This window comes from Rhodococcus sp. MH15, from assembly GCF_019266045.1.
GTDB lineage: Bacteria > Actinomycetota > Actinomycetes > Mycobacteriales > Mycobacteriaceae > Rhodococcus_F > Rhodococcus_F qingshengii.
Genome location: NZ_LPNP01000080.1, coordinates 470,926 through 483,349, shown reverse-complemented (window position 1 = coordinate 483,349; position 12,424 = coordinate 470,926). Strand labels below are relative to the sequence as shown.

The window sequence follows — 12,424 nt, the reverse complement described above, 5'->3', positions numbered from 1 at the left end:
GCTCTATGACGAAGTGCCCCCTCGGCGGACGATATAGAAATGCTCCCGACTCTGCGACAAGTTCTTGCGATGCCCTCGTTTACGGCCGCCGCAATCGAGGTGCTCGCGGGCGACATCGATACCGCGGTGGTCCGCTGGGTCCATTCGTCCGAGGTGTACGAGATGGGTGGGCTGCTGTCCGGAGGTGAGGTCCTTCTGACCACGGGCCTCGGTCTCCACGGACGGTCTCCCGAACAGCTCACCGCCTACATCGACCAATTGGCGGACGCGGGATGCGTCGCACTCGCGATGGAAGTCGGGCGCTCGTTCCTCACGGCCCCTCTCGAACTCGTCGAAGCTTCGCGCCGACGGGGACTCGCGTTCTTGGCCCTGCACGCAGTAGTGCCCTTCGAGCGGATGGTCGAAGACTTTCACGACCTCATGCTCCGCCGCACTCTCGGTTCGGCGCAAGCGGGCGAGCCTGTCTGGCAAGAACTTCTGAGTCTCGTGGTTGCAGGCCAGGGCATGACTGCGCTGCTCGACAAGGTGTCACGACTCGCGGGGTGCGGCGTCGATCTGCTCGACGCGGATGGCAGAACCGTCGAGCGCAGCACAACCGGCGCAGAGCGATCCGAGACCGAACGCACTATCCACGACGTACGCGGCCCGACGAACTCACTCGGTCGACTTGTCCTGTGCGGGCCGGCAACCACACGCCGAACCGCCGTCGCAAACTGCGCTGCCGTCGCGGTAGCTCTGGAACTCGGCCGTCACGGCGATCTCGGCCCAAGACAGTCACTCGCCCAATCGGTGATCACCGACGTGGTGGGCGGTGTGCTCACATCGCACGGCGACTTGTCCGAGCGACTGACAGCGGCCGGGTGGACGCCGTTGTCGGAGGGGCACCACGTCCTCGTCGCCGCTGTCGACATCGATCGGCAAACCCCGGTTCGAGAGCTCGCTGACCAAGTACGCGACGCCGTGCGGGCCGTGCTCGGCTCCTGTGTCGTCGGGACTGCGGCCAATCACGTCATCGTGCTCGCGCACGGGTGGGCGTCCGCATCCCCCGCTCGAGTGCGGACTGCGTTCACCGAAGCCGACGAGCTGCTACGCCGCGGGCCGGGCGGTTCCGCGGTACGCACGCTCGGAGTGGCGACGCCGGTCGCGGACCTGTCGGGCGTCGGGGCTGCGGTCGCGCAAGCTCGCGAAGTCGTCCAGATCGCGCGGCGCTTCGGCACCCGGACCGGAGTGATCCTCGCGAGGGACGTCGGCGTCCAACGACTGCTCGCCGCCGGAACGACTCCCGCTTCGCTGTCCGTGTTCGTAACCGAGCAACTCGGTTCGCTGATCGCATACGACACAGCACATTCCGCCGATCTCGTCCGAACGCTCGACGCGTACCTCGCACATCGGGGCGGCAAGGCGAGAACCGCGGATTTCCTCGGCATTCGGCGTCAGTCGCTTTATGCACGGCTCACGCGTATCGAGAAGCTGATGGGTGTTTCCCTCGACGATCCGGCACAGGTGGTCTGCCTCGGACTTGCGCTGACCGCATGGCGCATGCGCACCGGCCTTGATCCACAAGCAGCGTTCGAGCGTCTCCCCGGGTGAGCGACAACCTCTGCGATGATGGACGAATGACCGGAGCAGCGGAGTTGATGATCGAGATCCCTGCCGGCGAGGTGCACCTTCGGGACGACCGCAAAGGTACTGCGTGGACCTCGAAAGTCGAATCCTTCCGCCTCGCACGCCATCTCACCACCAGGGCGCTGCTTCACGGAGATTCGTCGGACGATTCGAGCAAACCAGCGGTCGACCTTTCATGGAAGGACGCCATCGCAACCTGCAACACACTTTCGGTCGCGGACGGTCTGACACCCGCATATCGAGACGTCGACACCGATTCTCCGCAGTGGGACCGGGGCGCAACTGGCTACCGGCTCGCCACCGAGGCCGAGTGGCAGTACGCATGCAAGGCCGGCACCTCCGGCTACCGCTACGGCGAGATCGACGAGATTGCCTGGTACAGAGACAATTCAGAGGGTAGAGCGCATCCCGTCGGAACCAAGACACCCAACAACTGGGGCCTGTACGACATGATCGGCAATGTCTGGGAATGGTGCTGGGATCTCTACGACCCCGAGGTGTACGGCACGTACCGGATCTTCCGCGGCGGCAGTTGGGCCGAAAGTGAGCGCGGTTGTGGCGCTACCGTAAGGAGGCGAAGCCACCCGACGTTTGCTATCGACGACTTGGGATTTCGCCTAGCTCAGACGATCTGAGGGCAGACGGCCGAGGACTTCGAGCACAGCCTCGATCTCTTCTCGACTGCGAAGCCGAACTATCGGCAACGACGGCACATCGACAAGGACCGTGGCCATTCGCTCCTCGTTGCGTCCGTCGGTTCGCCAGGCCCAGCGCACCACGTGATCCGGATCGAACAGAATGGTGTGCAGTGGCGGCTCCATGTTGCGATTCCACAACACCTCTCGCTGCAATCGCCGACGCACGGTTCGTGTGATCACCTGGCGCATCACCGTCCGCCGAGGCAGATCCAACCACAGCATCAGGTCCGCACGCTCGGCCAGAAGTCGACGCACCGCACCGTACTGCCACTCGGTCACCCAGGCCGGCTCGCTGGAAAAGCGTCGTACTTCGGTTTCGAAACTGTCGAGCGGAATCCAGCCGGGCCCGTGGAACAGCGAGTCCAGCTCAGTGTGTTCGATCTCGAGAAGCCGCCCGATTCGACCGGCGAGAGTCGTCTTTCCGGCACCGGAAGTCCCCGCGACAAGGATCTTCTGCGGACGAATCGTCAGCGCGGCGGGGTCTACGAAAGGCACCGATACACCCTAGGGGCCTTACACTTCGCAGTCCACCCATTCGATGTAACCGGTGCCGTTGATCGACGCACCGTCGAAGCTTCCCCGGTAGGTGTACGCGCCGACGTATCCCTTGCCGTGACCGTAGCGCCACTCCGAGTCGATCTCGGCCTCGAACTCCACGACCGTCCTACCGTAATCGCGCACCTGCCAACGCAGTACGCGCGGCACACGCATCTCGCGACCCTGTGGGTCGACGTGCAATGCGTCGGCGTACTCGAGCACGTCGAACTCGACGTCGTCGAAGACCTTCGCACTACCGTCGACAGTCCGAATGTAGGCGAGCTTGCACGCCGTAACGCCTGACGCTCGAACATCGGTGAGCAACAACTGATGCCGGTCGTCCAGTTGAACGATCTGGTAGGTGAAAAAGTCGGCCGGGAGCTTCCACGACTCGGGAAGCGCGCGGCGAGTCAACGATTGCGGTGTCATGCACCGCGCGTACTCGACGGTGCACGGAGCCGAAATACTCACCGGTCCATCCGGACTCGCAATTGTTCCGGAGCACTGTGCCAGCAGACTGACGTGGTCGTAGACGGGATTACGCACGAACCACGACGCTTGGTCCGTTGCCACGATCTCGAGATCGACGTCGAATGAGTCGTATCGCCCGGTGACACGGAAGTTCGGATAGCTGTTCTCTATGATCAGGTTGTCACCGAAGGCGATTCGCGAACCATCTTCTTCGAATGCACACTCATCGGCAGCGTCGTACGCCCGGTAGAAGTGATGGCCCGGCGCTGCGGTGGAACTCAGCACGGTTGCGGTGTTTCGCGCGTCTGGTGCAGCGAGATAGTCGTTGTCGAACACCACCGTCCCGGTTGCACCGATCAACGTCATGGTGTTGAGGTAACGGAGAGGCCCTGGCAGCCGGGGAACGAAGATCCCGTAGTGCGTCCACGCGAACTTCCGCGAAGCCAGGTGCGGACGCATCATGTCGGGCCGATCGAACGGGCGTACCGATTCCGCCATTCGCTTGTCGATCAGCGGTAGCGCGCCGTCCAGCAAGGCCCGAACCGCGGGTCGCCACAATCGGCGCGAGCGGGTGGCGGGAACAGGGTCGGAACGATCAACGGTTTGTCCGGTCACGCCCCTAAGTTAATGTAACCAGACGTAACAAACAAGTGTCGAATTTTCCTCGACGACCTCACACCCTGAACACCCGCGCCCTGCGCACGCGGCGAATAGCATGTGAGAATCCGCGTACCGGAACCGGTCGCAGAGAGGGCGCAACAATGCAGCACGAAGAGTCGTCGTTCACCGGAGTGGCCGGCACCAAGATCGTCTACGACGTGTGGACACCGGACCGCGAACCCACCGGGGTTCTCGTCCTGTGCCACGGACTCGGCGAACACGCGAGGCGCTACGACCATGTTGCTGCGCGGCTCGGGGAACTCGGGCTCATCGTGTACGCACCCGACCATCGCGGGCACGGACGCTCTGGCGGCAAGCGCGTTCACCTCAAGGAATTCTCCGACTTCACCGACGACGTCCACACGTTGTTCTCGATCGTGACGGCGGCACATCCCGGCAAGGACAAGTTCCTGCTCGGGCACAGCATGGGCGGCGCGATCGCCCTTTCCTACGCCCTCGACCATCAGGCCGATCTCAAAGCCCTCGCCCTGTCCGGACCTGCGGTGATCATCGCAACCGGCACTCCGAAGATCGTGATGCAGCTGGGCAAGATCGTCGGCAAATACCTCCCGGACGTGCCCGTCGAGAACCTGGAAGCTGCTGCCGTATCGCGTGATCAGAAGGTCGTCGACAAGTACAACGCCGACCCGCTGGTTCACCACGGCAAGGTTCCCGCCGGCATCGCGCGCGGCATGATCACCGCCGCGGAAGGCTTCCCGGCGCGGCTGCCCTCGCTCACCATTCCCGTACTGCTTCAACACGGCTCGGACGACCGTTTGACGGACCCGGCCGGCAGCAAGCTCGTCGCAGATCTGGCCGGCTCTTCGGATGTCACCTTGAAGGTGTACGACGGCCTGTACCACGAGATCTTCAACGAGCCTGAGCAGGAAGAAGTTCTGAACGATCTGGTCGAGTGGCTGCGTCCGCGGGTCACCGGAGCATAGTCATGTCTACGTGCGGGATCCTGCTGGCGGCAGGGGCCGGATCCCGCATGGGCAAACCCAAAGCGCTCGTCACAAACACCGAGGGTCAGTCTTGGCTCCACCACGGGGTGACGACACTGCAGTCCGCAGGCCTCTCACCGGTCATCGTGGTGCTCGGCGCGCAGGCAGAGGACGCCCTCGAACTACTGCCCACCACCGATGTCATTGTGGTGATATCGGATTGGCAACACGGAATGAGCGCGTCACTGCGCTGCGGACTCGAAGCCGCCATGCGAATCGACGACGCAGATGCGGCAGCGATCTCCCTGGTCGACGTCCCGGACCTCAACGCAGACACCGTGACGCGGATCGTGGGTCACAGCTCCCCATCACGAAACATACTGCGAAGAGCTGTCTTTCACGGCCGTCCCGGCCATCCCGTCCTGATCGGACGCGATCACTGGCCGACGCTTGCAAAGTCACTCACCGGGGACGGCGGCGCCAACACCTACCTACGCGAACACGGGGTCGAGTTGGTGGAGTGCAGCGACCTCAGCAGCGGCGTCGACGTCGACTACCCCGAAGCCTGATCGCACGTCACAATCCTCCAGGTGGTGGGTGTCCGTATTCGGTGTAAAGATGGCCCGATGAAACGTACCGTCGCCGCCCTGCTCGACATCGAGATCGACGAGGCGACCAACCTGGAGTTCAAGATCGCGGTGACGCGCGCGCCGGGTGTCGAACTGCTGGAAACGATGTCGTTCGTCCATGACGGCAATCCGCTCGAACCCCGCGAGATCACCGCCGAACACGGTACCCGGATCCACCTACTCGACTGTGCTCCAGGCAAACTGATCGTCAGCTACGACGCAACCGTCATCGGCCGCGCAGAACCGGCGTCGGTCAGCGACTACGACGTGTCGAAATATCTGCGCCCCAGCCGGTATGCCGAGGCCGACAAGTTCTTCGGTTTTGTCGCCGGGCAATTCGATCTCGCCACTCCCCCGGCCGAACTCCTCGTCGAAGTCACTCGCTGGGTGAGTACACATTTGAGTTATGTTCCCGGCACCAGTCGCGGCACCGACAGTGCGGTCGACACCTTGCTCGCCGGCGCCGGAGTGTGCCGCGACTACTCGCACCTGACCATCTCACTGCTGCGCGCCGTGGGGATTCCCGCTCGACTGGTGGCTGTCTACGCGCCGGGCTGCGATCCGATGGATTTTCACGCCGTAGTCGAAGCCAATATCGACCACGTCTGGCGCGTGGTCGATGCAACGCAATTGGCGCCGCGCAGCAATCTTGTGCGCATCTCGACCGGCCGAGATGCCGCAGACACAGCCTTCCTCGACAATCACGGCGGTTCGATCACGTTGCACGCCTCGGAAGTTCGCGCAGTCGTCGACGGCGTTCTCGACAACGACGACTACGCAACACTCACATCGATCGGCTGAAAAGCAGCGTCAGGCGCTGATCTGGTTCTGCGATGCCATCGTTCGCTCGAGGAACTTGATCGTGAGATCGACGATCGCCTTCCCCTCCCGAAGAGCTTTCCCGATCACCGGGAAAGCATGGATCTGCCCACTCCAGATGTGCGTTTCGACGGCTTGTCCTGCCTTGATCAAGTTTTCGGTCATGATCTCGACGTCCGGACGCATCAGTTCGTATTCGGCGGACACCAGGAACGACGGCGGAATCAGACTGGCGTCGGCGTTGATCGGCGACTGCGCACCAGGAATCTCGTCCGGACCCTCGAGCCACCGGTCCTTGAGCTTTTCGACCTGTGACATCGGTAGGTAGGCATCACGTTTCATGAAATCGGGATCATGGTCCTCGAGGTTCACGTTGAGAAGAGGGGAATATCCCACCACGGCAGCGGGCCGCGTGATTCCGCGCAGTGCGGTAATTTCGGCGACCTTCATGGCCAGGTATCCGCCCGCCGAGTCACCGGCAACCACAATCTTGTTCGGGTTTTCGGCTGTCTCGAGCAACGCGGTGTACGCGGCCATTGCGTCCTTGACGGAGGTGCCGATGGAACCTTCCGGCAGCTGGCGGTAGCGCACGGAGATCACCGGTACTCCGGCCTTCGCAGAGAGCAAACCGCACAGTGCCCGGTGCGTTGCCAGACCGCAGAAGACGAATCCCCCTCCGTGGAAGTAGAGGATCGTGGCGCCGGCCAACTCGCCCTGCGCTTTGCGTGGATGCTGCACCTTCTCGCTGGGCACACCACCCAGCGTGAAAGGCTCGATATCGAGGTTCTTCGGCTTCGGCAGTTTGTCCGCCATCGCGTCGAGTCGCTCGAGTTGGCGGATACCACGTTCGGTGGTCGGCCAGAGGGTGAACATCGGCTTCACGAACGTCCTGGTCAGGCAGAAGGTGACCCGCGCTCGCGGACTCACGTTCCAATGCCATACCGTCGAATCTCGCGTCCGCATAGCGTCCTCCCAGGTCAAGCCGTTTTGTGCATTTGAGTTACACATACTTGTCGGCTGCTGATGTGAACGATAACTGACGCTGCGTCAAAATGACACGACGGGTATGGATCAATTGCTCGAGCGTGTGCAAGTTCTGGTCGCGATCACGGCCGGGAGAGATATGCGCACAGTCCGCGGTGCCCTCCACGCATCATCGCTTCATGATTCCACTCGAACAGCGGCTTCGCGACCTTCGCGGCCAGACCAAGCGCTCCGGACACCGCTACCTGTTGCCGAAATTCGGCTGTGCAACCAGATCCAGCGGGGCGCACCGCCCAGCTACTCCACCCTGTCATTGCGCCGGTGAGACGCACTTTCAGAAAGCGGTCAACTGAGTCTTCCACCTCGCGTCGCCCGAAGACCAGCAGCGTCAGAGGGACAGCGCTGCGGATGGACATGGAGCCTGAATGCTCGTCGATCGTCCCGACTCGGCGTATCTGAGGCCACCACTGCGAATACTGTTCGGCATCCGCGAGAACCTCGTAGACGCGGTCAGCAGAGGCAGGAAGCGTCCAGACGCTGTGGAAGTCGAAGTCGGTCACGGCGTCCGAGCTAGCCGGTACGCACGGTGAGATCGCCGAACAACGAATATGCGACGACACGAATAACCGGTGCACCTGGGCCGGGATCCTGTCGACCCCCGTCGAATTCCCGATCTCCGAAAAGGTCGAAGCCACCCAACTCGACTGAAACACCCTCCGGAACCCGCAGCCTCGTGTCCCCGAAGATCGACACGATGGTGATCGTCGAGGAGGACGCTGTGATGGTTGCCGATCGCAGATCGAACTTGACGTCCCCGAACAACAGCAGAGCGAGTGTCTTTTTCGCCAAAGACCAACGGCCGGAGCGCTTCGTGTCACCGAAGACACCGACGATCGTTGCTTGCGGCGGCGACACCACAGCAGGTGGTGCCGCACTGAACGGCACGATCTGCTCGAGCTGCCCTCGATCTGCGGTGGGCGACCACACCACTGCCGCCTTGTCCGAGTACTCCTCGAGGGTCAAACGCCCCTCACCCACCGCGACTTCCAGACGCGCTTGGGCATCGACACGCAATTGATCGACGTCGTGGCCTTCTTCAGCAGCAGTCACCCAAGCACCGTAACCCGAACCTCGGGTGCTTACACGCCGGGCTTGCTCAGTATTCGAATGTCTCCACGCGTCGCAGGATCTCCTCCGCGATCTTGGCGGGACTCCCGCCCACGTCGACGACGATGGCCTGTTCGTCCGGGTCGACGGCCTCGAGTGTCGAGATCTGGGAGTCGAGCAGCGAGGCGGGCATGTAGTGATCGAGGCGAGCGGTCAATCGCTGGCCGATCTGATCCCGCGAACCGGCGAGGTGCACGAACACGACGTGCTCACCGCGAAGCACGTCGCGGTAGCTGCGCTTGAGTGCCGAACACGTGACGATGCCCGGCTGACCGGCGTCGGTATGGCTCTTGATCCAGACGGCGATCTTGTCGAGCCAGGGCCAGCGGTCTTGGTCGTTCAACGGATGCCCGGTCGCCATCTTGTCGATGTTCGCCTGCGGGTGGAGATCGTCGCCTTCTTGAAGGTCCCAACCCATCGCTCCGGCGAGCATGCCGCCGACCGTCGACTTTCCCGAACCCGAGACACCCATCAGGACGAGCACGGGATACTGCTTCTGCTGTGCCGCTTCGCTGTTCATGTGCTCGCCTACCTAGATGAATGCGCTCAACACGAGCACTCCGGCCAGGCCCGATACCGAGATGATGCATTCCATCACGGTCCAGGTCTTGAGGTTCTGTACCACGCTGACGCCCAGATACTCCTTCACCAACCAGAATCCGGCGTCGTTGACGTGCGAGAGGAAGAGCGAGCCCGCACCGATCGCCAAGACCATCAGCGAGACATGTGCGGACGAGAGGTCTGCCGCAACCGGAGCAAGGATGCCCGACGCCGTCACCGTTGCCACCGTTGCCGAACCTGTTGCGACGCGGATCAATACCGCTACCAGCCAGGCCAGGAACAGCACGGGGAGGCTGCTGCCCTTGATCGCGTCGGCGATCACTCCGGCGATACCGGTGTCGATCAGGACCTGCTTGAAACCGCCACCGGCGCCGACGATCAACAAGATGCCTGCGATGGGAGGTAGGGAACTCTCGAGTGACTTCGAGATGGCCTTGCGGTCCATTCCGCCGCCGCGACCCAGCAGCACCATACCGACCAGAACCGCGAGACCCAAAGCCACAACGGGTGTTCCGAGGAAGTCGAGGACGGACTTGGGGAGTGCCTCGGAATCGGGTGCGATCACGTCTGCAAATGCTTTGCCCAGCATGAGAACAACCGGGAGGAGGATCGCTGCGAGAGTAGCCGCGAACGAGGGACGCTGCTTCTTCTCTTCCTCGCCTCGATCTTCGCCTGTGACAAAAAGATCCGGGACCTTCACGTCGACCCACCGCGCGGCGTACTTACTGAAGACCGGTCCGGCGAGAACAACAGTGGGGATCGCGACGAGGACACCGAGTGCGAGGGTGAGGCCGAGGTTTGCGTTCAAAGCCGAGACTGCAACCAGCGGCCCGGGGTGCGGGGGAACCAACCCGTGCATGGCCGAGAGGCCGGCGAGGGTGGGGATCGCGATGCGCATCAGGGACAAGCCGGAACGCCGCGCGACGAGGATGATGACCGGCATCAACAGGACGAGACCGATTTCGAAGAACATCGGCAGACCGATCACTGCGCCGACCAGAGCCATGGTCCACGGAAGCGCCTTGGTGCTGGAACGGCCGACCAGCGTGTCGACCACTCGGTCGGCACCGCCGGAATCGGCGAGGAGTTTGCCGAACATCGCGCCGAAACCGATCAGGATTCCAACGCTTCCCATTGTCGACCCGAAGCCTGTCGCGAATGCCGCGACCGACTCGGCCGATCCGAGGCCGGCCGCCAGACCGACGCCCACCGCGCCGATGGACAGCGCGAGGAAGGGATGCAGGTCCAGCCAGGTGATCAACGCGATGATGACCGCGACGCCGGCGACTGCAGCGATGATCAATCGTGCGTCGCTACCAGCGGGGACGACCTCGGCCGCCAGCAATGCTGTGGTGTTCATAGGGACTCCCAGTCCGATGAGTGATTGAGGTCACTGTTCCTTAATTAACCTACAATTTCAAGAGCAGACACTAATTTGTAGTATTTATTCGGCTTCCACCGGGCTTACTCCATACGCATGGGACGATCTACGTATGCCTTCTGTCCCGTTTCAGCAGTTACACGACTCGATGCTGGAACAGCTCGGCCAAGACATAGTCGGTGGTGTGCTCGCTCCGGGAACCACGATCTCCGCCGACGAGGTGGCAACGCGATACGACGTGTCGCGAACCGTCATCCGCGAAGTTGTCCGCGTTCTCGAATCCCTCGGACTCGCCTCGGTTCGTCGACGCGTCGGAATCACCATCCTGGGCTCCGAACACTGGAACTCGCTCGACCCCAACGTCATCCGCTGGCAACTGGCCGGTCCTGATCGGTTCGAGCAACTTTCGATCCTCAGTGAACTCCGTTCCGGCATCGAACCTCTGGCTGCGCGACTCGCCGCAACTCGCGCCACACCTGAGCAGTGCGGCGCTCTCACTGCAGCCGTCATCGGCATGTCAGCTACCTCTCGCGCTGCCGATACCGGCGCCTATCTCGGCCATGACTCCGACTTCCACCGCACCCTGCTCGCCGCCTCCGGTAACCCGATGCTGCGGGCGATGTCGCAGATCGTCGTCGAGATACTCGAAGGCCGCACCCGCCACTCGTTGATGCCCCACGAGGCCGACCCCGAAGCGATTCACCTGCACGGAGTGGTCGCATCTGCTATTCAGGCCGGGGACGCCGACGCCGCGGAAGCCGCCATGCGCTCGATCGTCGCGGAATCCGCAGAAGCGGTCGAAACAATGCGCGAAAGCCCCGAACCGCCGCCTCATCTGTAAGTCGAGCCACAGACTCGGCGGAATTGGCCCGCAACTGCTCCGCAAGTGGAACGCTTGGCGCCATGACAGCACTCGCTACCCAGAACAGCGCACTCTGATGGCCCGCCCGGTACGCGTCGTCGTCCTCGGTGCCGGATCGTGGGGAACCACGGTGGCCGGCCTCGCTGCCCGCAACACCCCGACCCTGTTGTGGGCACGCAATTCCGAAGCAGCCGACGAGATCAATTCGCAACGGACCAACTCCAAATACCTTGGTGAGCGCAAACTTCCCAAGGGGCTCAAGGCAACCTCGGATCTGGTCGAAGCCGCCCGAGAAGCGGACGTACTCGTGTGCGGGGTGCCATCGCACGCCGTTCGCTCCACCCTCGCCGAGATCGCCAACGAGGTTCGGGCGTGGGTCCCGGTGTTGTCACTGTCCAAGGGCCTCGAGCCCGGCACCCGGCAGCGTCCCACCGAAGTGATCGCCGAGTGCCTGCCCGGCCATCCCGTCGGATTGCTCGCGGGCCCCAACATCGCCAAGGAGATCGTCGACGGCATGGCCGCGGCATCGGTCGTGGCGACCCAGGACGATCGCGTCGCCGCCGCGCTGCAACCCCTGTTCGCGTCGTCGGTCTTCCGCGTCTACCGCAACACCGACGTGCTCGGCTGCGAACTCGGCGGCATCCTCAAGAACATCGTTGCCATCGCCTCGGGCATGGCCGACGGTCTGGGAGTCGGTGACAACACTCGTGCGATGGTGCTCGCACGTGGTCTCGCCGAGATGACCCGACTCGGTGAAGCGATGGGCGCCAACCCACGCACCTTTGCCGGCTTGACGGGCGTCGGCGATCTGATTGCCACCTGCATGGCTCCGACTTCTCGGAACCGTCGCGTCGGCGAAGCTCTGGCGCAGGGATTGACCGTCGAGGAGGCGGTCGCCAAGCTCGGTCAGGTCGCCGAGGGCGTCAAGACCGCCCCCACTGTCATGGATCTGGCCCGTGAATACGGCGTCGACATGCCGATTGCCGCGGAGGTCGAGGCCGTCATCGGTGGTCGCCAAAGTGCCAGCGACGCATATCGCGGACTTCAGAAGGTTGCCCCGGGCGGCGAGCACGAGGTGGCGTGAG

The 12,424-nt window shown here is 63.0% G+C and carries 14 protein-coding genes; 7 read left to right on the top strand and 7 right to left on the bottom strand.

What is annotated here, in order from left to right; genetic code table 11:
- The first annotated feature begins 69 nt into the window (after positions 1–69).
- Positions 70–1,590 (top strand): PucR family transcriptional regulator, encoded by a 1,521-nt coding sequence (locus tag ATN37_RS25120; RefSeq protein WP_256933482.1) that lies wholly within the window; start codon positions 70–72, stop codon positions 1,588–1,590.
- A gap of 26 nt (positions 1,591–1,616) precedes the next feature.
- Positions 1,617–2,261, top strand: a complete 645-nt coding sequence (locus tag ATN37_RS25115) for an SUMF1/EgtB/PvdO family nonheme iron enzyme (RefSeq protein ID WP_064073911.1) — start codon at positions 1,617–1,619, stop codon at positions 2,259–2,261.
- On the opposite strand, the gene ATN37_RS25110 is transcribed toward ATN37_RS25115, so the two are convergent.
- Both ATN37_RS25110 and ATN37_RS25105 read right to left on the bottom strand, forming a co-directional pair.
- Positions 2,244–2,819: a hypothetical protein gene (locus ATN37_RS25110; RefSeq protein WP_064073890.1), complete on the bottom strand. Its 576-nt coding sequence runs from the start codon at positions 2,817–2,819 to the stop codon at positions 2,244–2,246. The genes ATN37_RS25115 and ATN37_RS25110 overlap by 18 nt on opposite strands.
- A gap of 18 nt (positions 2,820–2,837) precedes the next feature.
- Positions 2,838–3,947: a DUF6670 family protein gene (locus ATN37_RS25105; protein WP_064073889.1), complete on the bottom strand. Its 1,110-nt coding sequence runs from the start codon at positions 3,945–3,947 to the stop codon at positions 2,838–2,840.
- Between the two features lie 146 nt (positions 3,948–4,093).
- On the opposite strand from ATN37_RS25105, the gene ATN37_RS25100 reads away from it, so the two are divergent.
- Genes ATN37_RS25100 through ATN37_RS25090 form a run of 3 tightly spaced genes read left to right on the top strand, consistent with a single transcriptional unit; the run spans position 4,094 to position 6,366 of the window.
- Complete coding sequence (locus tag ATN37_RS25100; protein WP_037128701.1) at positions 4,094–4,936, top strand: alpha/beta hydrolase; 843 nt, start codon at positions 4,094–4,096, stop codon at positions 4,934–4,936.
- A gap of 2 nt (positions 4,937–4,938) precedes the next feature.
- A complete protein-coding gene (locus ATN37_RS25095) occupies positions 4,939–5,505 on the top strand; it encodes an NTP transferase domain-containing protein (RefSeq protein WP_037128704.1) in 567 nt (188 codons plus the stop codon).
- Between the two features lie 57 nt (positions 5,506–5,562).
- On the top strand, positions 5,563–6,366 hold the full coding sequence (locus ATN37_RS25090; protein WP_064073888.1) for a transglutaminase family protein: 804 nt from the start codon (positions 5,563–5,565) through the stop codon (positions 6,364–6,366).
- 9 nt (positions 6,367–6,375) lie between these two features.
- Here ATN37_RS25090 and ATN37_RS25085 read toward each other — a convergent pair whose 3' ends face one another.
- The 5 genes from ATN37_RS25085 to ATN37_RS25065 all read right to left on the bottom strand — a co-directional run bounded on the left by ATN37_RS25085 (position 6,376) and on the right by ATN37_RS25065 (position 10,456).
- Positions 6,376–7,347 (bottom strand): alpha/beta hydrolase, encoded by a 972-nt coding sequence (locus ATN37_RS25085; RefSeq protein WP_218695745.1) that lies wholly within the window; start codon positions 7,345–7,347, stop codon positions 6,376–6,378.
- A 143-nt stretch (positions 7,348–7,490) separates the two neighbouring features.
- Positions 7,491–7,928 (bottom strand): SRPBCC family protein, encoded by a 438-nt coding sequence (locus ATN37_RS25080; protein WP_058226630.1) that lies wholly within the window; start codon positions 7,926–7,928, stop codon positions 7,491–7,493.
- 10 nt (positions 7,929–7,938) lie between these two features.
- Positions 7,939–8,478: a LiaF domain-containing protein gene (locus tag ATN37_RS25075; RefSeq protein WP_030536533.1), complete on the bottom strand. Its 540-nt coding sequence runs from the start codon at positions 8,476–8,478 to the stop codon at positions 7,939–7,941.
- 46 nt (positions 8,479–8,524) lie between these two features.
- Positions 8,525–9,055, bottom strand: coding sequence for a gluconokinase (locus ATN37_RS25070; RefSeq protein WP_007729978.1), 531 nt, complete (start codon positions 9,053–9,055; stop codon positions 8,525–8,527).
- A 12-nt stretch (positions 9,056–9,067) separates the two neighbouring features.
- A complete protein-coding gene (locus ATN37_RS25065; protein WP_003939838.1) occupies positions 9,068–10,456 on the bottom strand; it encodes a GntP family permease in 1,389 nt (462 codons plus the stop codon).
- A gap of 133 nt (positions 10,457–10,589) precedes the next feature.
- Between ATN37_RS25065 and ATN37_RS25060 the strand changes: the two genes are divergently transcribed.
- On the top strand, positions 10,590–11,318 hold the full coding sequence (locus ATN37_RS25060) for a FadR/GntR family transcriptional regulator (protein ID WP_030536531.1): 729 nt from the start codon (positions 10,590–10,592) through the stop codon (positions 11,316–11,318).
- A 97-nt stretch (positions 11,319–11,415) separates the two neighbouring features.
- A complete protein-coding gene (locus ATN37_RS25055; RefSeq protein WP_003940093.1) occupies positions 11,416–12,423 on the top strand; it encodes an NAD(P)H-dependent glycerol-3-phosphate dehydrogenase in 1,008 nt (335 codons plus the stop codon).
- Position 12,424 lies beyond the last annotated feature (1 nt).